Annotated in this window: 24 protein-coding genes and 3 pseudogenes; 11 read left to right on the forward strand and 16 right to left on the reverse strand. The window is 71.0% G+C overall.

Going from position 1 to position 23472, the window contains the following annotated elements:
• Positions 1-130: 130 nt before the first annotated feature.
• From IEY95_RS25140 to IEY95_RS25160, 5 genes are all read right to left on the reverse strand, one after another.
• Positions 131-925, reverse strand: coding sequence for a DUF4142 domain-containing protein (locus tag IEY95_RS25140; RefSeq protein WP_189188374.1), 795 nt, complete (start codon positions 923-925; stop codon positions 131-133).
• A 175-nt stretch (positions 926-1100) separates the two neighbouring features.
• Positions 1101-1709: a TIGR03086 family metal-binding protein gene (locus IEY95_RS25145; RefSeq protein WP_189188375.1), complete on the reverse strand. Its 609-nt coding sequence runs from the start codon at positions 1707-1709 to the stop codon at positions 1101-1103.
• Positions 1710-1811: 102 nt separating this feature from the next.
• Positions 1812-2447, reverse strand: coding sequence for a TetR/AcrR family transcriptional regulator (locus tag IEY95_RS25150; protein WP_189188376.1), 636 nt, complete (start codon positions 2445-2447; stop codon positions 1812-1814).
• A 307-nt stretch (positions 2448-2754) separates the two neighbouring features.
• Positions 2755-3246 carry a cupin domain-containing protein gene (locus tag IEY95_RS25155; protein WP_189188377.1) on the reverse strand — a complete coding sequence of 164 codons (492 nt, stop codon included), beginning with the start codon at positions 3244-3246 and terminating at the stop codon, positions 2755-2757.
• Between the two features lie 42 nt (positions 3247-3288).
• Complete coding sequence (locus tag IEY95_RS25160; protein ID WP_189188378.1) at positions 3289-3660, reverse strand: DUF4267 domain-containing protein; 372 nt, start codon at positions 3658-3660, stop codon at positions 3289-3291.
• Positions 3661-3747: 87 nt separating this feature from the next.
• Here IEY95_RS25160 and IEY95_RS25165 point away from each other — a divergent pair.
• A pseudogene (locus tag IEY95_RS25165) lies at positions 3748-3855 on the forward strand (TetR family transcriptional regulator); the annotation flags it as partial.
• 281 nt (positions 3856-4136) lie between these two features.
• On the opposite strand, the gene IEY95_RS25170 reads toward IEY95_RS25165, so the two are convergent.
• Positions 4137-4724, reverse strand: coding sequence for a TetR/AcrR family transcriptional regulator (locus tag IEY95_RS25170; RefSeq protein WP_189188379.1), 588 nt, complete (start codon positions 4722-4724; stop codon positions 4137-4139).
• A gap of 287 nt (positions 4725-5011) precedes the next feature.
• On the opposite strand from IEY95_RS25170, the gene IEY95_RS25175 reads away from it, so the two are divergent.
• Positions 5012-5953 carry an alpha/beta hydrolase family protein gene (locus IEY95_RS25175; protein WP_189188380.1) on the forward strand — a complete coding sequence of 314 codons (942 nt, stop codon included), beginning with the start codon at positions 5012-5014 and terminating at the stop codon, positions 5951-5953.
• A gap of 87 nt (positions 5954-6040) precedes the next feature.
• Here the strand turns inward: IEY95_RS25175 and IEY95_RS25180 are convergent, their stop codons facing one another.
• Positions 6041-8524, reverse strand: coding sequence for a tetratricopeptide repeat protein (locus IEY95_RS25180; RefSeq protein ID WP_229703315.1), 2484 nt, complete (start codon positions 8522-8524; stop codon positions 6041-6043).
• 180 nt (positions 8525-8704) lie between these two features.
• Between IEY95_RS25180 and IEY95_RS25185 the strand changes: the two genes are divergently transcribed.
• Together IEY95_RS25185 and IEY95_RS25190 are read left to right on the forward strand one after the other, a co-directional pair.
• Positions 8705-9160 (forward strand): carboxymuconolactone decarboxylase family protein, encoded by a 456-nt coding sequence (locus IEY95_RS25185; RefSeq protein ID WP_189188382.1) that lies wholly within the window; start codon positions 8705-8707, stop codon positions 9158-9160.
• Between the two features lie 115 nt (positions 9161-9275).
• On the forward strand, positions 9276-10520 hold the full coding sequence (locus IEY95_RS25190; RefSeq protein WP_229703317.1) for an MFS transporter: 1245 nt from the start codon (positions 9276-9278) through the stop codon (positions 10518-10520).
• A 111-nt stretch (positions 10521-10631) separates the two neighbouring features.
• Here the strand turns inward: IEY95_RS25190 and IEY95_RS25195 are convergent, their stop codons facing one another.
• Positions 10632-11387 (reverse strand): peptidyl-tRNA hydrolase, encoded by a 756-nt coding sequence (locus tag IEY95_RS25195; RefSeq protein ID WP_189188383.1) that lies wholly within the window; start codon positions 11385-11387, stop codon positions 10632-10634.
• 72 nt (positions 11388-11459) lie between these two features.
• Here IEY95_RS25195 and IEY95_RS49205 point away from each other — a divergent pair, with 72 nt between their 5' ends.
• The gene (locus IEY95_RS49205; RefSeq protein WP_229703319.1) at positions 11460-12362 is read left to right on the forward strand and encodes an ABC transporter ATP-binding protein; all 903 of its coding nucleotides are present in this window, start codon (positions 11460-11462) and stop codon (positions 12360-12362) included.
• Positions 12359-13030 carry an ABC transporter gene (locus tag IEY95_RS49210; protein ID WP_229703321.1) on the forward strand — a complete coding sequence of 224 codons (672 nt, stop codon included), beginning with the start codon at positions 12359-12361 and terminating at the stop codon, positions 13028-13030. Before IEY95_RS49205 ends, IEY95_RS49210 begins: the two co-directional genes overlap by 4 nt.
• A 65-nt stretch (positions 13031-13095) precedes the next feature.
• Here the strand turns inward: IEY95_RS49210 and IEY95_RS25205 are convergent, their stop codons facing one another.
• The 3 genes from IEY95_RS25205 to IEY95_RS25215 all read right to left on the reverse strand — a co-directional run bounded on the left by IEY95_RS25205 (position 13096) and on the right by IEY95_RS25215 (position 14876).
• Positions 13096-13275 carry a hypothetical protein gene (locus IEY95_RS25205; protein ID WP_189188384.1) on the reverse strand — a complete coding sequence of 60 codons (180 nt, stop codon included), beginning with the start codon at positions 13273-13275 and terminating at the stop codon, positions 13096-13098.
• Positions 13276-13303: 28 nt separating this feature from the next.
• Positions 13304-14161, reverse strand: a complete 858-nt coding sequence (locus tag IEY95_RS25210) for a polysaccharide deacetylase family protein (RefSeq protein WP_189188385.1) — start codon at positions 14159-14161, stop codon at positions 13304-13306.
• A gap of 124 nt (positions 14162-14285) precedes the next feature.
• The gene (locus IEY95_RS25215; RefSeq protein ID WP_189188386.1) at positions 14286-14876 is read right to left on the reverse strand and encodes a TetR/AcrR family transcriptional regulator; all 591 of its coding nucleotides are present in this window, start codon (positions 14874-14876) and stop codon (positions 14286-14288) included.
• 92 nt (positions 14877-14968) lie between these two features.
• On the opposite strand from IEY95_RS25215, the gene IEY95_RS25220 reads away from it, so the two are divergent.
• Complete coding sequence (locus IEY95_RS25220; protein WP_189188387.1) at positions 14969-15322, forward strand: DUF2867 domain-containing protein; 354 nt, start codon at positions 14969-14971, stop codon at positions 15320-15322.
• Positions 15323-15344: 22 nt separating this feature from the next.
• On the opposite strand, the gene IEY95_RS25225 is transcribed toward IEY95_RS25220, so the two are convergent.
• Positions 15345-17477 (reverse strand): SpoIIE family protein phosphatase, encoded by a 2133-nt coding sequence (locus tag IEY95_RS25225; protein WP_189188388.1) that lies wholly within the window; start codon positions 17475-17477, stop codon positions 15345-15347.
• Positions 17478-17746: 269 nt separating this feature from the next.
• On the opposite strand from IEY95_RS25225, the gene IEY95_RS25230 reads away from it, so the two are divergent.
• Entirely contained in the window at positions 17747-18178 is a 432-nt protein-coding gene (locus tag IEY95_RS25230) for an SRPBCC family protein (RefSeq protein ID WP_189188389.1), read from the forward strand.
• A gap of 151 nt (positions 18179-18329) precedes the next feature.
• Here IEY95_RS25230 and IEY95_RS49215 read toward each other — a convergent pair.
• A pseudogene (locus IEY95_RS49215) lies at positions 18330-18514 on the reverse strand (aldo/keto reductase); the annotation flags it as partial.
• 129 nt (positions 18515-18643) lie between these two features.
• Between IEY95_RS49215 and IEY95_RS25235 the strand changes: the two are divergent.
• From IEY95_RS25235 to IEY95_RS25245, 3 genes are all read left to right on the forward strand, one after another.
• Positions 18644-18877, forward strand: a complete 234-nt coding sequence (locus tag IEY95_RS25235; RefSeq protein ID WP_189188390.1) for a metallothionein — start codon at positions 18644-18646, stop codon at positions 18875-18877.
• A gap of 251 nt (positions 18878-19128) precedes the next feature.
• Positions 19129-19611, forward strand: a complete 483-nt coding sequence (locus tag IEY95_RS25240; protein ID WP_189188391.1) for a hypothetical protein — start codon at positions 19129-19131, stop codon at positions 19609-19611.
• A gap of 234 nt (positions 19612-19845) precedes the next feature.
• On the forward strand, positions 19846-21477 hold the full coding sequence (locus IEY95_RS25245; protein WP_229703323.1) for a S8 family serine peptidase: 1632 nt from the start codon (positions 19846-19848) through the stop codon (positions 21475-21477).
• Between the two features lie 194 nt (positions 21478-21671).
• Here the strand turns inward: IEY95_RS25245 and IEY95_RS50760 are convergent.
• The 3 genes and pseudogenes from IEY95_RS50760 to thrS all read right to left on the reverse strand — a co-directional run.
• Positions 21672-21773, reverse strand: a pseudogene (locus IEY95_RS50760) (polyphosphate kinase 2 family protein); the annotation flags it as partial.
• Positions 21757-21972, reverse strand: coding sequence for a hypothetical protein (locus IEY95_RS25250; RefSeq protein ID WP_189188393.1), 216 nt, complete (start codon positions 21970-21972; stop codon positions 21757-21759). The pseudogene IEY95_RS50760 and the gene IEY95_RS25250, both read right to left, overlap by 17 nt.
• Positions 21973-22036: 64 nt before the next feature.
• Entirely contained in the window at positions 22037-23260 is a 1224-nt protein-coding gene (thrS, locus tag IEY95_RS25255; RefSeq protein ID WP_189188394.1) for a threonine--tRNA ligase, read from the reverse strand.
• Positions 23261-23472 lie beyond the last annotated feature (212 nt).

Here is a 23472-nt window from a genome sequence, read left to right on the forward strand (position 1 = left end):
CCTCGACCAGACCCTGCGTGTCGTCTCCTTACGACGGACCTGTTCCGGCGTGACGGAGTCATGGCCCCGGGACCCGGGGCCGAACCCATCCGAACGGACCTTCAGAGCAACATTTGAGGTTCCGCGCGGGCTACTGGAGCACCTTGTCCGAGTCCGTGGGCTGCGGTCGGCTGGTGTTGATGTTGGCGTCGGGCTGCGGCAGCGCCGACGGGTTCGACGAGACGTTGACACCGGCTCCCGGCTGGACGGGCGGCGCGGAGGCCGTCGACGCGCCGACGGTCGGCGCCGGGGGACCGGTCGGGCTGGCGGTCGACGTGGCGGCCGCGGCCGCGGCGATGGCGTCGAAGTCGACCGCTCCGGTCTTCTCCAGCATCGTGATGTGGTCGAGCACCGTCAGGCTGGTGTCCGAGGCCAGCTGGCGCACCAGCGTGTTGCGGGTGCTGTTGCGGACCGCGCCGATCGCCGGAAAGATCTTGCCGTGCGCGGACCGCAACAGGTTCGCGAACTTGTACTCGTACTCCTTGCCGGACGCCGCCGTCAGCTCCTTCAGCCAGCCCTGCTGCTGCTCGTTCGGCTGGTTGGGCAGCTCGACGTTGAGCTGGGCCGCCACGATCCGCACCCGCTTGTCGAGGTCGGTGTGCCCGACGATCAGGTGATCGCCCGCCTCCTTGATCGCTTGGGTGGGAGCCCGCTCGATCGCCTGCTGGCCGGCCGGCAACTCCCAGAGGCCGGCCAGTCGCACGCGTACGATCAGGTCGCGGTCGGCGGCGGTCAGCGGCCCCCAGCGTGTGTTCACCGTCCCGGCCGCGAGATTCGCCGCGCCCGTGCCCGAACGATCGGCGTACGACCACACCGGGAACGCGAGTGCGCCGACGGTGGCGACGAGTGCCGCGATGACGAGGGCCGTACCGTTGATACGCCGCAAATGTGCCTCCCGGGTGAACCAACTGGTCGTTGGGAACCTGTGCTTGGCCAGTGCCAGCAGGTACGTACGGGAAGGCTGTGGTGTTCAACCCCGTCGGCGATCAGTCGCCCGAGCCCGGGATCGACCGCCGCCGGGCTCCCGAACCGGCGGTTCGACGCCGACTCGCGCGGTGCCGTCAGTTCGACAGCGGCCACTTCTCCGGGTCGCGTCCCAGGAGTCGCAGCGCTTCTTCCAGGGAATCCGCCCCGGCCGTCACCTGGAGGGCCGACGCGAACGCGAAGCTCGCGCCGCGGCCCGCGGGATCCGTCGGTACGCGGCGGGCAACGGCCAGCCCCGCTTCGAGGACATGGCCGGGCAGGTCGAGCCCGACGCCCAGCGTGGCGGCCACGTCCCAGGCGTGCACCACGTAGTCGATGAAGTGGAACCCGACGGCCACCCGCCCCGGAAACCCGCCCCCGAGCCCAGACAGTACGAACTCCCGCTCCCCGACACCCGGTTCGGCGAACGCGGCGAGCACCGTCGTCGCGGCTCCCCGGTAGGTCCGAGCCGGGTCGCTCATGTCCTCCGGCTCCCGCCAGTACGCCTCCTCGTGCCCCGCCCCGCGCGCGGCCGCCGCGAACCCGTGGTGCTGTGCGGCCATGTGTGCGACCAGTCGCCGCAGTGTCCACCCGGCGCAGGGTGTGTCCCGCTCCCAGTCCGTCTCCCGCGCCAGCCCCACGACCCTGAGCGACTCGTGTACGGCGATCCGGTCGAGCTCGACGATGTCCGGTCCAGTCGTTGTCATCCGGCCTCCTCGGTGAGGAGCCGAGCATAAAACTATGCGAACGGTCGTGCTACTAGTTTGGTGTCTCGCCATGGAATCCAACTTCCCTGCGACTTAGGAGACTTAGGGGATCCGGGACGGATCAGTCGCCGCCGCCCGCAGTCGCGAGGTGATCGCGACACGGGCCCTGTGGTAGGCGACCGTCTCGTCGCGCAGGACGGAGACGGCGTTGGCCGTTTCCATCAACGCGATGAGTTCGAAGGCGAGTTGAGGGGCGTCGATGTCGGGGTGGAGGTCACCGAGGTCACGGGCCTCGGCAATCGTCCGCTCCACGTGGTCCGTCCACTCCCGCTGGGCGCGGACCACCGCGTCGTGCACGGGCCCCGACCTGGCGTCGAACTCGGCGATGACCTCGTAGAAGAAACAGCCGCCCGGGAAGACCCTGCCCTGGGAGTAGTCCAGCCAGAGTTCGCACAGCCGCCGGACGCGGCCGACCCCGGCCGGGGTCTCGGCCGCCGGCCGGATCACCTGCTCGACGTAGATGCGCGCCGCCTCCCGCACGGTGGCCAGTTGGAGCTCCTGCTTGGAGCCGAAGAGCGCGAAGACTCCGCTCTTGCTGAGCCGGAGCTCGGTGGCCAGACGTCCGACGGACAGCGCCTCCAGTCCCTCGACGGAGGCGATGTCGACGGTGCGGCTCAGCACCAACTGCCGTGTACGGTTGCCGCGTTCGACCCTGCCGTCCAGCCGGGTGCCGGCCATCGTGACCTCCCCAGATCCCTCTGTGTGGCAAGAGCCTAACCGGCGCGGGGCGCGCCATCGGGTGCCCGGTCGGCCATGCCGTTCGGTGCCCTAGGGGGCTTCTGATGGATCTCCGCGGCGTCGCGACGCCCGGCACGCACTCTCGCCGCACCGGACAAAAGCCCTAGTAGCTCCTCCCCCACGCTCGGCTTCGCTCGCGCGGGGGGACCCCCATCGAGGACTTCCGCCCGGCACGCCGAGAGCACGCACCGAACGCCGCTCCTTCTTCCACGGAGATCCATCAGAAACCCCCTAAGTGCCCCGCGACTCAGCGTCGTCCGTCCCATGCCGGACTCTGCCGGAAGTACGTGTCGTACAGCTCCTGGACCTCCAACAGGCTCTCCGGCGGCACCTTGCCGAAGGCGATGCGCTCCAGGTGCCGGAAGTACTCGAAGCGTTCGACACCGGGCGTGATGACGATGAGGATGTCGGCGTCGTGCCCCGGCGCGGCGGAGAACGCGTGCGGAACACCGGGCGGTACGACGACGAGGTCGCCGCGCTCGGCGGTCACGATCTCCTCGCCGGAGAGCAGTTGGGCGGTGCCGTCGAGCATGTAGAACAGCTCGGCGGAGCCGGCGTGGTGGTGCGGCTTGGCGCCGTCGGCGCCGTCGGTGAGGGTGGCGCGCAGCGTTGACAGCGCGCCACCGGTCGAGCTGCTGTCGGCCAGCAGTTGGATGGCGGTGGGGGCCCGGCCGATCACTTCGGCCTCCGCGGAGCGGACGATCACGGACTTGTCGAAGTCCGGCACGATCAACGACATCTCATGACTCCCTGATGCAGGCGATGGTTCGGATGATGACTTTCAGACCGCGAAGAGCAGGGCAGCGCTGATGAGGACAACGACCGCTGTGGCGAAGTGAATTCCGAACGCGACCGCCTTCGTGCCGCCGTGGCGCAGCACTATCAACGTGTCGCCGAGCGGTGTCAGCGCCACGAGCAGCATGAACCATGCCTCGGCGGTCGCGCCGGCGAAGGCGAGCAGTGCCAGGCCCATGACGCCGAAGGTGGCGTCGCGCAGGCCCTTGATCGCCAGGTAGGCGGCGTCGCCCTGCGGCTTGGCGGGAACGCCGTACGCGGTGGCGGCCGGTTGCGGCTGCAGCAGGAACCGTGCACCGATGAACAGGACGAGGAGGTCGAGCACGATGGCAAGGCCGTAGGCCGTGGGCGTGAGCATGTCGGATCTCCTTGCTAGCAGTGCTAGGGACAAGAGCGAAGTTAGCGTAGCGCCGACATAAATGCTAGCGATGCTAGAATTGCGGTCATGTCGATCCAGCCGCGCCGAGAGCCCGAACGAGCGGAGCGCGAGCGGCTGATCGTCACGGCCGCGCGGGAATGGGCCGAGACCGAGGGCTGGGACGCGGTGACCACACCCGACTGGCTCCTGATCGGCCACTTCACCCCGCCCGCGTAGGGGCCGAGTGACAGCCGCGGAAGCGTCGGCCGTGGAACGTCGGCGGGCCGGCGTCGGATGGAGCGTGGTCGGCTCGAACGCCGGATGTCCGGCCGCGCAGGCTTCCCCCTCATCCGTAGACGAGTACCTGCTGTCCTGACGGAAGGTGATGTCCTCGGGTCAGTCCTCACATGGGGAGATCGTGTCCATCACGCACCAAGTCGTATGGAGGATCGTGCCGTTCACGGACGCCACGATCCTCACGGGTGGCGTAGTCCTGCGATGAGGAGTGCGACCAGTCGGCGTGCGTCGTAGCGGGAGTCGCTTTCGGCGCCGATGCAGAGGTTTCCGATGCCGCGCATGAGTTGGTAGGCATCGAGGTCGGAGCGGATCTCGCCGGACGCCGCGGCAGCGTCGAGGAGCTGGGTGCACACCGGCAGCAGGCGGTCCAGGAAGTAGGCGTGCAGCGTCTCGAAGCCGGCGCTGTCGCTCTGCAGCGCGGCCGCGAGCCCGTGCTTGGTGACCAGGAAGTCGACGAAGAGGTCGACCCATCGTCCCAGGGCGGCGTGGGGTGTCGGGCTGGTCGTCAGCAGGGCCGGGCCGGCCTCGGCGCAGGCGTCGACCTGGTGGCGGTAGACGGCGATGACGAGGTCCGCCCGGGTGGGGAAGTGGCGGTAGATCGTGCCCATCCCGACGCCGGCCTTGGCCGCGATGTCACGCACCGGCGCTTCCACGCCCGACGTGACGAAGACCGCGGCGGCCGCGTCCAGCAGGGTCTGCTGGTTGCGGCGGGCGTCCTTGCGTCTGGATCCGGCTGAGCTTCCCGCGTCCTGGCCGCTGTCGTTCATCGCGACACTCCTTTCGTGACCGGTCTTGCAAAGCGGAACAGCGCTCCGTATTGTTTGCGGAGCGACGTTCCGTTTCACCATGATGGCAGACCAGAGGGTCGTCCACCAGGCCGCTGTCGCCATCACGCTCCACCCGGACGGAAGAGCACGCGACCGCCGATACCCGGCGTCGATGTGGCTGCGCATGAGAACCGCTGCTCGCTTCCCACCCCGCCCGGCCTGCGGCGCCACCGATCGCCGGGCCCACCGAACCAAGAGTGCGAAGGCACTGAACGGAAGGCACTTCCATGTCCGACTCGAAGACCGCGAACGCGCAGAAGATCGCGGGTACGCCCACCACGGTGATATCCACCAAGCCGGTCGTCCTGTCCGCCCCGGGCCGCGGTGAGGACCTCCAGGTCCGGGTGTCCGCCCCCGCGACCGGCAGCGATCTACCCGTCATCGTCTTCTCGCACGGCTACGGCTGGTCGATGAACGGCTACGCCCCGCTGGCGGACTACTGGGCCGCGCACGGCCTCGTGGTCATCCAGCCGACCCATCTCGACTCCCGGACCCTCGGCATTCCCGCCGAAGACCCCCGGACGCCGCGGATCTGGCGCTTCCGTATCGAGGACCTCACGCGCGTGCTGGACGGATTCGACGTTCTGGAAGCCTCCGTACCGGGCCTCGGCGGGCGCCTCGACCGCGACCGCGTCGCCGTGGCCGGCCACTCCTGGGGCGCCCAGACGGCGAGTGCGCTGCTGGGCGCACGAGTCCTCGGCTCCGACGGCGTTCCCGGGGAGGACATGTCCGACCCCCGCGTCAAGGCGGGTGTGCTGCTCGCCCTGACCGGCCTGGGGGACGACCTGACCCCGTTCGCCGCCGAGAACTTCCCCTTCATGAAGCCGTCCTTCGACACCATGACCACACCGGCCCTCATCGTCGCCGGGGACAACGACCAGTCCCACCTGTCCACGCGCGGACCGGACTGGTTCACCGACCCCTACACCCGCAGCCCGGGAAGCAAGAGCCTGCTCACGCTGTTCGGGGCGGAGCACTCACTCGGGGGCATCCCCGGATACGAGGTCGCCGAGACGACGGACGAGAGTCCCGCGCGCGTCGCTCTGATCCAGCAGCTCACCTCGGCCTTCCTGCGCAGCGCCCTCCACCCGGAGGACACCAGCTGGAGGGCGGCGGCCATCGCACTCGAGGAAGACCCCAACGCCCTGGGGAAGCTGCAGAGCAAGTGAACAACCGGCCCTCGATCGCAAAGGATCAGGACTAGCCACCGCGAGGTGCCGCTCTGCCGGTGGCGGCACCCGCCCCGTATCCCCATGTCAGGCCCCCGGTTCGAGATCCTGCAGGATGGCCGCGGCCGCCGCGCGGTGCTCGGCGGCCGCGGCCGGAGCCGTCTCGTCGAGCAGGGCCGCGATGCCTTCGTGGGCCAGTGCCTCCTCGTACCGGTGCCCCAGTTCCGGGGCCAGTTCCAGTGCCTCCCGGTGCAGCCGCAGGGCCTGATCGGGCAGGCCGGCCAGCCGGCAGGTCTCGCCGTAGCTGTTGAGGAAATGGATCTTCCAGTGTTCCTCGAACAGCTCGTCAAGGAGCGCGAACGCCTCCCGATGGCCGGCCAGCGCCTCCTCGTACCGGCCCATCTGCCGCAGCGCGACGCCCAGGCAGTTGAGGCACCAGGCCTCGTTGTGCTTGTGCCCGTCCTCGCGGGCCAGCGCCAGCGCCTGATGGAGATGTTCCGCGGCCTCGTCCGGGTCCTCGTGCGCGATGGCCACGCCGAGAGTGATCCGGGCCGTCAGTGTGGGCGGCCCGGCGGGGTCGGCGTGCGGGATCTCCAGCGCCTCCCGGGCCAGTCGCGCCGCCTCCTCGCGGTGTCCCAGCTGCAGCATCGCCCAGGCCTCGTACGCGGTCGCATGGGCCGTGCCCATCGGACAGTCCGCGTCCGCGTACAGCTTCCCCGCCAGCCGGAAGAGTTCGAGCGGCTCCTCGACATACCCCTCGTCCCACCTGAGGTAGCCGCGGCGCATGGTCAGTTCCGCCTCCGACCGGGAGTCACCCGCGTGGGACAGCAGCGGCGCCGCCTCCTCGTACGCGGCGGCGGCCTCCGCCATCCGGCCCGCGTTGTACCGTGCGAATCCCAGGTCGCTGTGTGCCTCGGCCAGTTGCAACGGATCGCCGAGCCGCTGCGCGGCGGTCAGCGACCGCTCGAAAAGGGCGTTGAGCATCGTGGTGCCGCAGCGCCGCGCGAAGTAGGACCGCATGAAACGCGGCAGTTCGCACAGGTGCGTGTCGGCCCCGGCGGCGTCCGCCGCCTCGAAGGCGGCCAGCAGGTTGGTGTACTCCGTGCCGAACCAGGCGAGGGCCGCGTTCTTGTCGGTGAACCGTGGCAGTTCGGCCGGGGGCGGGCCCACGGAGGCCGCCCGGCTGAGGGACAGGAACGGCATCGCCGCGTCGGCGGCGGCCGCCGCGTGCACGTAGTAGTCGAGCACCCGGCCCAGCGCCTGGTCCCGCTCCGCCGGTGAGTCCTGCTCCGTGGTGGCCCGGCGCGCGTGCTGGTGCACCAGGTCGTGCAGCCGGTAGCGGCCGGCCGCCGGCTGCTGCACCAGGTGCGCGTCGAGCAGGTCCTCCAGCATCGCCCGGGCGCTGCGCAGCGACACGTCCGCCAGCGCCGCCGCCACGTACTCGTCGAAGGACGACCCGGGCAGCAGACCCAGCAACCGGAACAGCCGGCGCCGACCCCGGTCCAACTGCCGTACGGACATGGCGAACGCGGTGTCGAACTCGCTCGCGCCCTCCGTCATTCGTTCGACGAGGATGCCCACGGTCCAGCCGGGCCGGTGCCGCAGCCGGGCCGCGGCCAGCCGCACGGCCAGCGGCAGATGGCCGCACAGCCGCAGCACCTCGGCGGCAGCCTCCGGTTCGCGGGCCAGCCTGCCGTCGGGGCCGCTGGGGTCGCCGCTGGCGCGGGCCAGCAGCTGTGCGCTCTCCTGCGGGGGCAGCACGTCGAGCGAGACCGGGGGCACCTCGTCCAGGCCCAGCAGCCGGTTGCGGCTGGTGATCAGGGCGACGGAGGGTCCGGCGCCGGGCAGCAGCGGGCGGACCTGGTCGGCGTCGGCGGCGTTGTCGAGGACCACGACGGCCCGCCGGGCGGCCAGTTCCGACCGCCAGCAGGCGGCCAGCTGCTCGACTCCTCCCTCCTGCGGGACCTTCTCGGAGGGGACGTCGAGCGCGGCGAGCAGCGCCCGCAGCGCGGGGTCGGGACCGAGCGGCTCGCGCCCCTCGGTGAAACCGTGGAGATCCAAGTAGAGCTGGGCGTCCGGGTAGTCGGCGGCGAGCCGGTGTGCGGCGTGTACCGCCAGACAGGTCTTGCCGACGCCCGCCATGCCGTCGACGGCGACCACCCGGCTGCTGTCCACCGTGGCGAGCAGGGCGGTGAGCTGGGCGTCGCGTCCGGTGAAGTCGGGCACGTCGCGCGGCAGATCGTTGCGGGGTGGGCGCGGGGCGCCGGCCGGCGGTGACGGGGGCTGGACCTGGCGGCTGGTCTTCGGGGGCGCAGGGAGGGGGTTCGAGGCCCGTTCCCACAGGGGACGCAGGGGGCGGGGGTCGCGCTTGACGAGGCGGCACAGGGCGATCACCGCGGGCCAGGGGGGCAGGGTCTGCCCGGTGAGGTAGCGCGACAGCGACGAGGAGCTGAGGCCGGTGTCGCGTGCGAGGGCCCGTACGCCGCGCCCGGACAGCTCCTGGAGCAGGCGCAGCCGTTCGGCCAGCTCGTCCTGCGGGTCGGCCTTCGCCGTCCTTTGTTGCCCCTCCACCGTTCCCCCGTCTTCCCGTCCCGCTCCGGCAGAAGTGTGCCGAGTCAAGTCGTGGCTGTTCAAGGCCGTTTCAGCTGTCCCACGGTGTCCCATCGCCCTCGTCGTGGCAAGCCCGTCCGGCTGTGATGGAGTCACGCCCCGAGGGAACGGGGCACCGACCCGGAAGAGGAGAAAACCGAGATGCAGTCCCGTATGCAGAACCCCGCCGTCGTCCTGTCCGACGCGATGCAGCCCATCCAGCAGATCTTCAAGGCCGTGCACTCCGGCGGGGTGGACGAGCAGACGCTGGAGCTGGTGCATCTGCGGGTCAGCCAGATCAACGGCTGCAGCGCCTGCGTCGACGCCGGCGCCAAGACGGCCCGCAAGGCCGGAGTGAGCGACGAACGCCTGGCCACGGTCGCCGCCTGGCGGGAGGCCCCGTACTTCACCGATGAGGAGCGGGCCGCCCTCGAGCTGGCCGAGGCCGCGACGCGGCTGGCCGACCGCCCCGACGCGGTGAGCGACGAGGTCTGGGACACCGCCGCCACCTACTTCGACGAGAAGCAACTGGCCGCGATCGTCCTGATGATCGGCGTCACCAACCTGTTCAACCGGCTCAACGCCACGACCCGCCAGATCGCCGGCGCATGGGGATGAGGGGTGCCGGTCCCGGACAGCGGGCACGAACCCGCTGTCCGGGACCGGGCCCCTTCGGCTCCGTCCCTCCGCCTCTGCCCCACTGAGACCCCCGACAGCCATCGAAGGAGTCCCCGTGTCCACCGCAGCCGACACCACCGGGCCCGCCGCGGCGAACCGCTCTTACCGCGACGTCCTGTCGCGCAACCGGCGGATGGCCGGCCTGCTGCTGGGCGATCTGCTGGCGAACGCCGGCACGGGCATGCTGATCGTCGCGATGCCCGTGCAGACGCTGGCCGTTCACGGGACCGTGGACGCGGCGCTCGCGATCGGGATGGTCGAGGCGGCGCCGTTCCTGCTCTCCACGGTGCTCGCCCTGGTCATCAGCCTGGGGCGGTTCTCCGCGCCGCCGCGGCGACTGCTGCTCGCGGACTGTGCGCTGCGCGCCGTCGCGTTCACCGGTCTGGGCGTGCTGGCGATGGCGGGCCGGCTCACGCTGCCCTTGCTGGTCGGCGGGCTGCTGCTGGGCAGCATCTGCAGGATGGCGGGCTCCAGCAGCCGCCGGCTCCTGGCCACCTCGATGGTGGATGACGCGGACCGGTTCGCCGTCAACGGGCTGCTGGGACTGGGCAGCAACTTCGCGCTGCTCGTCTTCGGGCCGGTGGCCGGAGGGCTCCTGGTGACGTGGGCGGGCGCCGGCTGGACGCTGTTCGCCGACGCGTGCGGGGCGCTGATCCTGCTGGCGTCGGTGCTGCGGTGCGTGCCGCGGGCTCCGGCCGTCCGCGCGGAGGGCGAGGCCGGGCCGAAGCGTGAGTCGGGGTGGCGGATCCTGCGGCGGCGGCCGGTGGCCGGGCGCCTGCTCGTGGTCGTCTTCTTCTTCAACTTCCTCTACATGCCGATCGAGGTGGCCCTGCCGCTGTACGTGCGGGAGACGTTGCACACGGGTGCGTCCGGCCTGGGGCTGCTCTGGACCGCGCTGGGCGTCGGGGCGCTCGTGGGCGCCGGCCTGGTCGACCGGCTCCGCAGGCTGCCCCAGCGCCCGCTGCTCATCGCCGTCATCGCGCTGTGGGGGCTGTGCCCGATCACGCTGGCCGGCGTCGGGAATCAGACCGCGGCCATGGTCGTCTTCGGTCTCGGCGGCCTGATCTGGGCCCCGTTCACCCCTGTCGCGTACAGCTTCCTGCAGTCGGGTCTCGGCCCCGGCGAGCAGCAGCCGGTGGTCACCCTCTGGACGACGGGCTCTACGGTCGCCGCCCCGCTCGGCCTGCTGGCCGGCGGCCCGCTGATCGCCCTGACGGGCATCCACACCAGCCTGGTCCTCTCCGGCCTCCTGACCCTGCTGCTGGCTCCGCTGGCGGCCTGGGGCGTGCTGAACGGGTAGCGGCGCCGGTCGCCGGGCTCCGAAAGTGCCGCTGGACACGCTGCAGGCACCCGCCCGGGAGCGGCTCCGAAATCCTGCCCGGTGAGATGGCGGCCTGCGACCCCGAGCGCCTCAGCGCCAGGCGGCCGGTCCTCGCACATGCTGGGGCAGAGCGCCGACCCGGTCGTATCCCTCGGCTGCGACGGTAAGCCCGGGCGCGATCTCCGTGAAGCCCGCGTCGTGGACCAACGGGATCCCGGAGGCGGTCAGTTCGCGCCAGCGGGCCGGGTCCGCGGTGCGCACGGCGAGCGCGTAACCCGCGTCGCGCCAGGCCGCGCGCTCCTCGTCGGACAGTTCCCACCAGGCCAGTTGGGCGCCGTGGCCCACCTGCGCCATCGTCTTGCCGGCCGACATGTCGAGCTCGGGGTTGAGCCACAGCACGGGCACCGTCGGGTCGGCGTCCACCGGCGGCTCCGGGTCGTCGAGGTCCGTGCCGGAGACCTGGAGCCTGGCCAGGTCCTTGGGCCAGCCGTCCAGCGGGATCGGCGGGAAGACGCGCACCTCGGCGGACTTCCCCGTCACCGTGATGCCGGGCAGCGCCTCGGCCCGCCGCCACTCCGCGCCGCGCGCCCGGCGGACGACCTTGCGGATCCGCGCGTCCTGCCAGTCCCGCATCGCCTGCGCCCATTCCCCGTCCCCGAGCGAACGCTCGTCGCCGAGGATGGTGAGCACGGCGCGGGCCGCGGTCTCCAGCGCATCGGTACGCGCCGGGGGAGCGGCCTTCTCGATACGCACGACCAGGGGCAGCACGAACTGCGGTGCCTCGTCGCGCGCGGTGCGCTCGGAACGGAAGGGGCTGTCGCCGGGAACGGATGGATCACTGGTCACGTCCTCCAGTCTGCCAGGGCGGGAGACCGGTCCTTCCGCGGGCGGTCGCGAGGACGAGCGAGGAGGGGCGCCATGAAACGTGAGCTACGGCTGGAGGGCGTCGGCCGTCGTTACGGCATCCACGGACCCTGGGTGCTGCGCGGGGCGGACCTGGATGTGACCCCCGGCACTCTGATCCGCGTCGAGGGCCCCAACGGCACGGGAAAGTCCACCCTGTTGAGGCTCCTCGCGGGGATCGACGCGCCGACCGAGGGCCGGATCACCGGGCGCCCGCGCACGGCCTACGTCCCCGAGCGCTTCCCGGCCGCCCTCCCCTTCACCGCGTCCGGCTACCTCACCCACCTCGGTGCCGTCCACGGCCTGACCCGTACCGCCGCCGCCCGCGCCGCCGACGAATGGCTGGAGCGGCTCGGCGCCGCCGGGTACGCCCGTACGCCCCTGTCGGAGCTGTCCAAGGGCAGCAGCCAGAAGGTCGCCGTGGCCCAGGCCCTCCTTGCCGAGCCCGAGCTCCTCGTGCTCGACGAGGCCTGGACCGGCCTCGACGCCGCCGCCCGCGCCGAGCTGGAACGAGCCGTCGCAGAGCGCACCGCCGCCGGCGCCGCTGTGGTCTTCGTCGACCACGACCCGAGGCGCCTGTCGGGGGTGCCCGACGCGACGTACACGGTGATCGCGGGGTCACTCAACCGCCGTACGGACAGCGTCACTTCGGTCGTGAGCGGACCGCACGTCGTGGTCGAGGCCGAGGGTCCGCCGGACGCGGAGCCGCCCGCCGAAGCGGCCGGGCTGTCGACGTCCGTGCGGCGGACCGCACCGGGGACGACACATTTCACCGTGCCCGAGTCGCACTCGGACGTGCTGCTCAGGTCGCTGCTGGGCGCACGGCCGCCGTGGCACGTGGTGCGTGTGAGCCGAGCACACCCGCAGGACGCGGCCGAGAGCGCCGTAGACCCGCTCCACACCGAGAGCCGCCGATGATCGCCCTGCTCCGCTACCAGACCGCCCTCCTGCTGCGCTCCCAGCGCTGGTTGCCGCCGTTCATCCTGTACGCGGCGTTCCTCGCGATCGGTGTGCAGAGCGGCCGGCCGGTGCTCGACTCGCTCGGCTACTCGGCAGCGGCCGTGCTGCCCGTCGCCGCCTGGCTGGTGCGGATCTGCGCGACCAACGAGCCGCCCGCCGCGCGCAGTTGTGTGGGAGCGGCGGTCGGCCCCGGGCGCGCGCACCTGGCGTGTCTGGCCGTGGCGCTGGGGGCGGCCGTGCTCATCGGGGTGGCGGCGACGCTGGTCGTCACGGTGATCAGCGATCCGACGAGCACGGACCATCAGAAGCGGGTGCCGGTGCTCGCGGCGGCCGGTGCCGGGCTCCTCGCCGCGCTCGTCTGCGCGCTGCTCGGCACGGCCGTCGGCGCGCTCACCACGTGGCCACTGCTGCGCTCGCCGGGCCGCGCGGTTCCCGCGATGCTGCTCGCGGCGCTGCTCGCGCTGGTGGTGACGGGCTCACCGGCCCACGCCGCGCTCACCGACCTGATCACCGGCTCGCGGGCGGGCACGGTCCCCGCGCCGTTGCTGCCCCTGGCCGCCGCCGTACTGCTCACGGCCGCCGCGATCGCAGCGGCCTGCGTGTTCACCTCGCGAAGGTCGGCCTGAACGGGCGGTGCGCCGGGCCTGCCGCCGGTCGATCCGCACAGGCGATGCGCTTCCGGCCGGTCAGCTCAGCCCGAGCAGGCGGTGCGCTGTGCCTCCTGCCACTCGCAGACGGGGCACAGCGTGATCCCCTTGTACGACTCCGGGTACTCCGTCGGCTTCCGGCACAGCACGCACTCGGCGAACGGGGGTCCGTCCGCCGCGGGGGCCGGATCCGCGTCGGTGCCGGTGGCGCAGTAGTCGCTCATGGCTCCAGGGTAGGGGCGGCCCGGCCGTTCAGTGGTCAGGGTGCGCTGCCGTCCCGATCAGCTCGGACACCTTCACGAACCGGTACCCCTGCTTGCGCAGCTCGGGAACGATCGTCCGCAGGGCCTCCTCGGTCGTCGGCGCCGCACTCCGCGTGCAGTGCATCACGACGACGGATCCGGGCTTCACGCCCTGGAGGACCTGCCGCGCCACGGCATCCGCGTCCGTCGCGAACGCGTCACCGCTCACCACGTCCCACTGCACGGCGGTCACACCGACGGAGCTCAGCGTCCGCAGGGCCTTCTGGTCGTAGCACCCACCGGGGAAACGGAAGTACGGCATCGCGTTCCGCACGCCCGCCTTCTTGAAGGCGGTGTACGCCTGCTCCACGTCCGCCCGCATCCGGTCCTCGGGCACGGTCGGCAGGCCGTAGCAGTTGTCGGTGAAGGCGTAGTGGCTGTACGAGTGGTTGGCGATCTCGAACAGCGGATCCTGCCCGATGTCCTTGGCCTCCTCCGGATACTCGTCGGCCCACCGTCCCGTCATGAACACGGTCGCCGGCACCTTGAACGCGCGCAGCGTCGCGATCAGTCGGGGATTGTCGAAGTGCTCCCCGTCCGCCGCCCGGGGCCCCTCATCCGCGGTCATGTCCGCGTCGAAGGTCAGTGCGACGGTCTTGTCGGGCGTCCGCGGACCGTTGGTGAAGACGGGGGTCAGTCCTGCGGGACCGGGAGCGAGCGTCGGGGGGCGCGACGGCGCGGCACTGGCGGACGCGGGTTGCCCTGGACGGGCGGCTTGCGGGGTGCCGGGGGCACCACAGGCGGCGAGTGCGACCCCCAGGGCGCTGAGGGCGCAGGTCGCGGCGAATCGTCGTACTGGAATGATCACCGTATGAAGCTATCGTCACAAATGTGACTATTCGGCCCTCCTGGGTGTGTGCCGCGCGGATGCGGCCCCGAAGTCACCTGCCTGGAGCCGCGACCCGGGGTCCGGGCCGGCACGGCATGACCTGCTACGCGCGGTGGAGAATCGCGTCCATCGTCGCTTCCAGATACGCGGGGAAGTCCTCGCGCGAGGGCAGCGCGGAGGGCACGGCATGGCTGAGCTGGGTGTGCCCCAGGTAGAAGCTATACGCCAGCAGCCCGCGCCGCCGCGCCTCGTCCTCGGCGAAGCCGAGTTCGGTGAAGAGTCCGGCCAGGTAGTCGATGCGGCGCTCGGTGACCTGCCGCAGCGCGGCGGCGACTTGAGGGTGGTCCGTGCTGGCGAGCAGCGAGAGCTCGAGCGGATCGGCGCCGGCCGGCTTGGTGACCTCGGTGAACAGTCTGCGCAGACGCTTCTCCGGGTCCGGCTCGGTCTCGACCGCCGCGATGATCTCCTCGGTGTCCGCCTCGACCCAGCGGGCGAGCGCCGCCTCGATCAGTGCCTCGCGATGGTCGAAGTGCCAGTAGAAGCTGCCCTTCGTGGCGCCGAGGCGGGCCGCGAGCGGCTCGACGGCGACCGCCGAGAGGCCGCCGCCTTCACCGATGGCGGCGAGCGCGGCATCCGCCCAGTCGCGGGCGCTGAGCCTGGCCTTCTTGGTCTGTCGCCGTTGCACCATGACCATACGCTACCGTATGGTTTCCATACGCCAGCGTATGGAGGTACGTGATGGTCAAGGACAGGCCCTTGTCGGTGGGGTTTCCCGAAGGCGCTCGGTTGATCAGAACAGCCGTGGACCGGCCCGACTATCAGGACGCGTACGCCATGGAATTGCGACCCGGGATGCCGCGCGATCCGGCGGCCTGGACGGGCATTCTGCGTGACGCCTTCCCGATCGAGGCGCAGCAGGACGGCGAGGCGCTCATGAACGTCAGCACGGCCGGTCTCGACGCCTGGGCCTCGATCGTCGTCGACGAGAAGTACGTCACCCTCTGCAGTTCGGTGAAGACGAACGCCTGGCGCTCCAGGCTCTATTGGGGCGCCGTGAAAAGGGTTCACCCCTTCATGGCCCGCGCCATGATGGTTCGCACCCATCGCAGGCTTGCTCGCGCCGCACAGGACGCCGCGTAGGTGGCCGGCCGGTTCCCGGGTTCTATGGCAACCCCTGGCGGCGAGGGGCCGCACGGTCCGGCGTGAAGGCGCGTGCGCGGGCGACCAGCAGGGCGACGTCGTCGTGGACGTCGGTGTGCCGGAGTTCGCGGAGGAGCCGGTCGCAGGTGTCCTCCAGGGGGCACTCCGGGGCGTCGAGGACGCGGAGGAGGACATCGAGGCGCTCGTCGATCGGGTGGTGGCGCGATTCGACCAGTCCGTCGGTGTACAGGACCAGCTGGTCGCCAGGGGCGAGGCTGAGGCGGGTGGTTTCGAAGGGGACGCCGCCGACGCCGAGCGGGGTGCCGGTGGGCAGATCGAGCAGCTGGGGGCGCCGGCCGCTGCGGATCAGAGCGGGCGGCAGATGGCCGGCGTTGGCGATGTGGCACTCGGCCCGGTGGGGATCGTAGGCGGCGTAGACGCAGGTGGCGATGTACTGCTCCAGCCTTGATGTGATCTTGTCGAGGTGCTGGAGGACTCGGGCCGGGTCGAGGTCGAGGTCGGCGAAGGCGGCGGTGGCCGTGCGCAGACGGCCCATGGCGGCGGCCGCCTGGATACCGCTGCCCATGACGTCGCCCACGACGAGCGCCGTCCTGTCGCCGCCGAGCGGGAGAACGTCGTACCAGTCGCCGCCGACCTCGTAGGCGGCCTGTGCCGGCAGGTAGCGGGAGGCGACCTGCAGGCCGGGGAGGTGGGGCGGGTGGTCGGGGAGCAGGCTGCGCTGCAGGGTCTCGGCGGCGTTGCGCACACTCTGGTGCGTCCGGGCGTTGTCGATGCACACCGAGGCGCGGGAGGCGAGTTCGGTCGCGATGGCGAGGTCGTCCTCGTCGAAGGGCCGGGGGTCGCGAGCGCGGGTGAGGCCCAGGAAGCCGAGGGTGGTGCCGCGTGCGGTGAGGGGGACGGCCAGGTAGGAGTGCACTCCGGCGCGGGCCAGGAGGGCGGCGGCGTGGTTGTCGCGGGCGATGCGGTTGAGATCGCTGCTGTCGGCGTGAGAGATCAGGACGGGCCGGCCGGTGCGCACGCACTGGGTGGCCAGCCGGTCGCTCTCGTATGCGGCGATCCGGCCGGGCGGATCGGCGGCCCGGACGGCTTCGGTGGGGTAGCCGGCCTTGACCGCGAGGGCGCGGAAGGCCGCGGGGCCGCTGCGGGAGGCGGGGCGGTGCTCGTCGAGGACGGACTCGAGCAGGTCGACGGCGGCCACGTCGGCGAGGGCGGGAACGGTGACGTCGGCCAGCTCCTGGGCTGTCTGCCCGACGTCCAGGGTGGTGCCGATGCGGGCGGAGCCGTCGGCGATCACGGCGAGACGCCGCCGGGTCTCGGTGGCCTCCATGGCCGACTCGTATCGCTCGGTGACGTCCACCACCAGGTCGGCCACCCCCAGAACGCGGCCCTGGGTGTCCTCCAGCCGGTACAGCGAGATCGACCAGGCGTGTTTTCTGAGCTCCGGGTCGGCCGGGCTGCGGCCGACGATGGTGGACTGGTCGACCAGGGGGACCCCGCTGCGGAGGACCTCCCGCATCGCGGCCTCCGGCACCTCGAACTTCGTGTCTCGCATGATCTCGCGGTAGGCGCGGCCGAGATGGTCCTTCGCGGGAATGCCGTGGATCCGCTCCAGAGCGGGATTGACGGCCACGTACCGTAGGTCGGTGTCGAGAATCGCGATTCCGATCGGGGACTGGGAGATCAACCGGGTGGACAGCGCGACATCCCGCTCCACCTCGCGCAGCCTGGGGGAGTCGGTGCCAAGGCCGAGGGCGTAGAAGTCGCCCAAGTCGTCCAGCAGCCGCATGTTGCGCAGCTCCACCAGCCTCGTGCCGCCCCCCTTGCACTTGATGGGGAACGTGCCACCCCAGCTCTGCCCGGTCTCCATGACCTCGACGAACTTCTTGATCACCCAGTCCCAGTGCTCTTCGTGGACCATCAACTGCACGGCGTACTGCCCGAGCGCCTCCGCCGCGGTGTAGCCGTACAGTTCCTCGGCCTGCGGACTCCACAGGACCACCCGCCCGTCGGAGTCCAGCAGTACCGCCGCGACACCGAGGAGATCCATCAGCCCGCTCGGCTGCGACGGCCCTCCCTCCGGCCGAGGGGCGTCCCGCCGGTCGAGGTCCACGAGAGGCCGTTCGGCTTCGCTCATGGCAGGCACTCCTTCCGTCGACCGGTGCCACGGGGGCCATCCGTCGGCCTGGCTGGAGCGGGACCTGTCTGTGTCTGCAAGTGCTTCGGATTCCATGGTCCCCCCGGAACACCGGACGACGCACCCCTGTCCTTCGCGGCACATGCTCTGCGACCGCGCCGACAGCTCACATGGTGGTCGGCCTCGTCTCATTCTTCGGTCACCCGACCGGTGCCTGGGCGCACACTGGAAGCAGAAGTCCATGCATCAGCCGAACGTGGAGGTGCGTCATGAGCATCCTCGAAGAACACGTCGATGTCGGAGTTCCGATCGACAAGGCCTGGGAAAGCCTTCATCGGGTGGAGAACTATCCGCGCTTCGTGGAAGGAGTGCGCGATGCCCGTACGGAGGCGGGTGGCCGAGCGCATCTGGACGTCGAGGCCGGCGGCCAGGCGCGGGAATTCGAGGCCCGGGTCTCCGACCGCAGTGGAGAGCGCGCGATGGAGTGGCGCACCACAGGCGCCGCGGAGCTGACGGGATCCTTCTCGCTGCAGCCGATCGACAAGAACCACACCCGGGTCCAGGCACGGCTCGAGTACGACCCCGACAGCATCAGGGAGACCTTCGGCGGGCCTAAGGGATTCGCCCAGGCGAACGCGGTCGAACGGCTCGTCCGCAGCGATCTGGAGCAATTCAAGGAGTACGTGGAACAAGGGCGGTGAGCGGCCGCCCTCCGCGGCAGGCCGGGCCCTCCGCGACAGCGGAGGGCCCTTCCCTGGACATTCATCAGGCGCTCGCGGCTCTCCTCTGTCGAAGTCGGCACCGCCCGAGATCACTCCGATGACAGACCCTGGGCCTCCCTGGCTGCGGAGGGAAGTCGCTGCTGGACAGGTCTTTGCCTGCGTCGGTGAAGGCACCGGTCAGAAAGCCCCTGCCGAGCGGCGAGTACGGCACGAAGGCGACCCCCAGCGCGGCGGCCGCGCCCATCGCGCTGCGCTCGACGTCCGGCTGAAGACCGACCACTCCGACTGCGGGGCGGTGATCGGGTGGACGGCGTGGCGGCCGTCAGGGTGGTTTCTCGGCGCCGGATGATCCCTTCCCTCGCACCCGGTGGAATACGGGCTCGGAGCAGCCGTCCCTACCGTATGCCGGGCCGAATGGTCCGGCCCAGTGAGGAGTGAAGGTTCATGGCCGTGTGCGAGGTCTGCAGCAACGACTACGACATGACATTCGAAGTACGGGCGGCCGGCGCCGTCCACATTTTCGACAGCCTTGAATGCGCGGCGCAGCGGATGGCCCCGACCTGTGACAACTGTCAGTGCCGCATCCTCGGCCACGGCCTGCAGGCCGATGGCCAGTTCTTCTGCTGTGCCCACTGCGCACGTCAGCGCGGACACGCCCAACTGGTCGACCACGCCTGACGAGGCGGCCGTCGCACGGACACCCTGCCGGGAGCCGCCGTCAGCCGTGCGGCGGCACGTCCACGGCAACCGCTGGGCGGGACACCCCCGATGCCGTCCGTCGCTCGCGATACCCGTACCCGCGAACGGTGTGCTGCTCCCGATTGCGGTCACAGCGACACCCACTTAGGTTCGAGACGTCGGAAACTTCCGATAAAGCCAACATGGTCCCATATGTTGGCTTTTCCATGGTGGCATCGAATGGAGCATTCATGTCGGTGATGACCGGTACCCAGCCCCTGCAGCAGTACGGCCAGCAGCAGTACGGCCAGCAGATGGGCGGCCAGCAGCAGATCGCACAGGTCGTCCAGCAGGCGATCCAGCAGGCCTGCCAGCAGGCGAGCCAGCAGATCGCGCAGCGCATGCAGCAGTCGCTGCAGCAGATCCAGCAAGTCCAGCAGCAGCTTCAGCAGCAGGGCCTGGCCCAGCAGGCGCACCCGTACCTCGCCCTCTCGCTGCACCACACGCTGCACACGGGCATCCGTCACGCTGTGGAGCAGTCCGTGCAGCAGGCGCTGCCGACCGCGATCGTGACGCTGCTTCAGCAGAGCCAGCAGGGCCAGCCGGGCCAGCCGGGCCAGCAGCAGTGGGGTGGCGGGTTCGGCCAGCAGCCCTTCGGGCAGCAGCAGTTCCCGCAGTTCCAGCAGCCGGGCTTCGGCTACGGCCAGGTGGGTCAGCCCTTCGGTATCGGCTGACCTGCGGGCGGCGTGCGATGCGGTGTGCCCGGAGTCGTTCCGGGCACACCGCATCACCGTGAAAGCGCGAGCCGCCCTTCGCCGGGTCAGGGAGCACAAGGACAACGAGGCGTGGTGAAGGTGGACGTAATGGTCAAGGAAAGGCCCCGAAACAACCGTGAGAACGGGTCCGGCGGCGCGGCGGCAAGCGGGCCGGGATCCGAAGGCAAGGAAACGGAGCCACGCAAGGAAGGCGTGCAGTCACCGCTCGCGGTGCAGTCGCGCCGGGAGCGGTACTTGGTGACACCGCTGCCTCAGTATCTGCTCCCGCCAGGAGTATCCGAATTCGGCATGGACGCGGTGTGCGACCGGCTGGACCTGATGCCCGAGGTCAAGGTGATCCGCAGGCTGGAGCCGTCGAAGAAGCTCCAGTCGGCCGGGCTGACCCCTTCCTGCCCGGAAATCGCGGTCGTCGAGGCAGCCGCTGCCCAGGTACCGGCCATGCGGTCGCTGCACGTGCACATCGAGCCGGACCTGCCGCTGGCCGGAACCGGACCCGCCGCCACGCCGACCGTGGGGAGTCTGGCCCTCCGTGATCCAGGGCTGGTCATGCCGCTGGAAGAACCGGTGGACATCACGTTGCGCGTCTGCGGCCCGGATGGCGAACCGCTGGCCGGCGCAGGCGTGTTCCTGATCGGGTCGAACTGGCCGAGCCAGGGCATCACGGACGCCGAGGGAGCGGTCACTGTCACGCTGGCGACGGAGACCGCCCAGTCCGTTCAGTCCCTGTACGTCCGGCCCAGGAGCGGTTACACGGACCGCTGGATCCATCGCCCCGACCTGTCGGCGACCCGGGAGAACCTCGTCACCCTCACCCCGCTGGCCAAGGTGTACCCGGAACTGGAGAAGCGGCAGCAGTACGGCTGGGGCCAGCAGGCCATGCGGCTGGACAGGCTGCCTCCCACCTTCCGCGCCTTCGGTGTCAAGATCGCGGTCATTGGTTCGGGGGTCAGTGCCGAGCACCCCGATCTCAAGCAACAGGTGCGCGCCGGGGCCGATATCGTGCGCGGCACGGACGAGGGATGGGCTCACGACACGGTGGGCAGCGGTACCCACGCGGCGGGCATCATCGCCGGGGCGGACACCGGCAAGGGTGTCATCGGCATCGCGGTCGACGCCGAGATCGATGTGTGTCAGGTGATGCCCGACGGGCATTTCAGCGACCTGATCGCCGCCTTGGACCGCTGCATCGAACGCGAGGTCGACATCGCCCACATCGAGGTGGCGACCCCGTTCTCGTCGGCGCTGGTATCGCGCAAGCTCGCCGACGCCAACGCGGCGGGCATCGCCTGCATCGCCCCGGCGGGCGACACCGGCGGGCCGGTCGCCTTCCCGGGCTCACTGCCCACCGTGTTCGCCGTGGGCGCGCTGGGAGTCTTCGGGTCGTATCCGCAGGAAACCTCCCAAGCCACGCATTCGGGGCGGCAGTTGACGCCGGAAGGGCTGTTTGCCGCGCCGTTCAGCTGCTACGGCCCCGGTGTCGACGCGGCTGCCCCCGGTGTGGCGGTCCTGTCGTCTGCGCCGCAGAGCGGTTACGCGGCCGTCGACGGCACCGGCACGGCCTCGGCCCACGTGGTCGGCCTTGCCGCGCTCGTCCTCGCTCACCATGAGGACTTCCACGGCCAGTTGCTGCCTCGCGGCCCCGGCCGGGTGCAGCATCTGTTCGACATCATCGCCACCAGCTGCCGCCAACTGGCCGTTCCGGGCACGGTGGAGGCGGCCCGCGTGGGTCGCGGTCTGCCCGACGCCCTCGTCGCCCTCGGCCTGGCCCCCGGAGTGCAGCTGGCTCCGGCCTTGTCGCCCTACGTCCCGTCCATGGTCGGTTGACCAACGGCTCCGCCGGCCCGCGCTCTCCATCGACGCTCGGGCCGGGTGGGCGGCGAAGTGGTCTCGGCGGACCGGACGGCCGCCACACACTGCTGACGCCTGCCCGTGGTGGTTCCTTCGCCAGGGCGAGGGCGCGGTCAGGGTTGATCCCTCCCGCCCCTCGCCCTGCGGCGCGATCCGCGCGCGGTGTGCCCTCAACTCCCTTGTAGGAGTAGCTTCCGGCTCTCCTCGACGTCGAAGTCGGCCTTCGGGTACTGCGGATCCATCGCCTCGAGGTGCTCAAGAGGGAGCTTTGAGGTCGACGCCCTTCCCGCCGGGGATGCGCAGGAGCTCACGGATCCGGGGCGGGGCCTTGCCCGCGGCCTTCCGTCCGTCGGCCTTCCCGTCGCCCTTTCCGTCGCCCTTTCCGTCGCCCCTGCGGCCGTCCCGCCTGCCATCCTTCGTACTGTCCTTCTCGCCGTCGTACTGGTCCTTCTCGCTGTCCTGCTTGGTCACCGTGTCCCCCTTCCGGACCTGGCCCTCGATGGTGCGACGGGCGGACGGGGCGCGCTACTCGCGTTCAGGCGTCCCCGTCGAGCAGTTCGGCGCCGCGGGCGTCGATGGGCCCTGCGATGCGGCGCAGAACCTCGGCGGCGGGTCGGGCGTCGAGGCGGCGGCCGTCGCGCAGGCGCAGCGCGATCATGTCGGCGGCGGCCTCCCTGGGGCCGATCACCGCCTGGTACGGGACGAGGCGGGCGGCGCGTACCCGGGCGCCCAGGGTGCCCTGGTCCGGGGCGACGAGCTCGGCCCGGAGCCCCTGGTCGCGGCAGCGGCGTACCAGCGCCGCGGCCCGGTCGACCTCGGCGTCGGAGACGGGCAGGGCCACCAGCTGGGTGGGTGCGAGCCAGGGCGGGAAAGCACCGCCGTGCACCTCGATGAGATGGGCGACGGCCCGTTCCAGGCTGCCGATGACGCTGCGGTGGACCATGACCGGCCGGTGCTTCGCGCCGTCGGGGCCGATGTAGTGCAGGTCGAAGCGCTCGGGCTGGTGGAAGTCGACCTGGACGGTGGAGAGGGTGGATTCGCGCCCCGCCGGGTCGGCGATCTGGACGTCGATCTTGGGGCCGTAGAACGCCGCCTCGCCCTCGACGGCCTCGTACGCGACCCCGGAGCGGTCGAGGACCTCGCGCAGCAGCGCGGCCGAGCGTCGCCACAGCTCGGGATCGACGACGTACTCGCCGCCGGGGCCCGGCAGGGAGAGCCGGTAGCGGGCCGCGCGGATGCCCATCGCCTCATACGCCCGGCGGATCAACTCCAGTGCCGCGTACGCCTCTTCGGCGACCTGGTCCGGGGTGCAGAAGATGTGTGCGTCGTTGAGCTGGATGGCGCGTACGCGGGTGAGTCCACCGAGGACGCCGGACGGCTCGGAGCGGTACATGGCACCCAACTCGGCGATACGGAGGGGAAGTTCGCGGTAGCTGTGCGAGCGGGAGCGGTAGATGAGCGCATGGTGGGGGCACAGGCTCGGCCGCAACACCACCTGCTCCCCGCCGAGTTCCATCGCCGGGAACATGTCCTCGTTGTAGTGCGACCAGTGCCCGGAGATCTCGTACAGCTCCCGCTTCCCCAGCACTGGTGAGTACACATGCCGATAGCCCGCCCGCCGCTCGGCGTCGCGGACGTACTCCTCCAGGGCGTGCCGCACGGCCGCGCCGTCGGGCAGCCAGTACGGCAGGCCCGCGCCCATCAACGGGTCGGTGTCGAACAGGTCCAGTTCACGGCCGAGTCGGCGGTGGTCGTGCACGGTGGTCTCCTCGCGAGGGAGGGACGGGTGCCCGCACGGCGAAGCCCCGGGGCACTCGCCCCGGGGCTTTCGACTCACGTCAGCGGTCAGCGCGCCGGGACACTCTCCGGCGTCGTCGTGTTCACAGCGGCACGCTTCATGCCGGTGACGCTAGCAGGGGACCGCAGGGCAGGCACGGGATTTACTCTGCGGTCATCGGCAATGCTCCGCAC

Origin of the sequence: Streptomyces albiflavescens (genome assembly GCF_014645835.1) — a bacterium.
Classification (GTDB): Bacteria; Actinomycetota; Actinomycetes; order Streptomycetales; family Streptomycetaceae; genus Streptomyces; species Streptomyces albiflavescens.

Coding starts and splice junctions, on each gene's coding strand:
- IEY95_RS25225 (WP_189188388.1), bottom strand. CDS start 17,477: ATGAGCGAAGCCGAACGGCCTCTCGTGGACCTCGACCGGCGGGACGCC.
- IEY95_RS25175 (WP_189188380.1), top strand. CDS start 5,012: ATGTCCGACTCGAAGACCGCGAACGCGCAGAAGATCGCGGGTACGCCC.
- IEY95_RS25155 (WP_189188377.1), bottom strand. CDS start 3,246: ATGTCGTTGATCGTGCCGGACTTCGACAAGTCCGTGATCGTCCGCTCC.
- IEY95_RS25235 (WP_189188390.1), top strand. CDS start 18,644: ATGGCCGTGTGCGAGGTCTGCAGCAACGACTACGACATGACATTCGAA.
- IEY95_RS25160 (WP_189188378.1), bottom strand. CDS start 3,660: ATGCTCACGCCCACGGCCTACGGCCTTGCCATCGTGCTCGACCTCCTC.
- IEY95_RS25170 (WP_189188379.1), bottom strand. CDS start 4,724: ATGAACGACAGCGGCCAGGACGCGGGAAGCTCAGCCGGATCCAGACGC.
- IEY95_RS49210 (WP_229703321.1), top strand. CDS start 12,359: ATGATCGCCCTGCTCCGCTACCAGACCGCCCTCCTGCTGCGCTCCCAG.
- IEY95_RS25230 (WP_189188389.1), top strand. CDS start 17,747: ATGAGCATCCTCGAAGAACACGTCGATGTCGGAGTTCCGATCGACAAG.
- IEY95_RS25185 (WP_189188382.1), top strand. CDS start 8,705: ATGCAGTCCCGTATGCAGAACCCCGCCGTCGTCCTGTCCGACGCGATG.
- IEY95_RS25150 (WP_189188376.1), bottom strand. CDS start 2,447: ATGGCCGGCACCCGGCTGGACGGCAGGGTCGAACGCGGCAACCGTACA.
- IEY95_RS25145 (WP_189188375.1), bottom strand. CDS start 1,709: ATGACAACGACTGGACCGGACATCGTCGAGCTCGACCGGATCGCCGTA.
- IEY95_RS25240 (WP_189188391.1), top strand. CDS start 19,129: ATGTCGGTGATGACCGGTACCCAGCCCCTGCAGCAGTACGGCCAGCAG.
- IEY95_RS49205 (WP_229703319.1), top strand. CDS start 11,460: ATGAAACGTGAGCTACGGCTGGAGGGCGTCGGCCGTCGTTACGGCATC.
- IEY95_RS25205 (WP_189188384.1), bottom strand. CDS start 13,275: ATGAGCGACTACTGCGCCACCGGCACCGACGCGGATCCGGCCCCCGCG.
- IEY95_RS25215 (WP_189188386.1), bottom strand. CDS start 14,876: ATGGTCATGGTGCAACGGCGACAGACCAAGAAGGCCAGGCTCAGCGCC.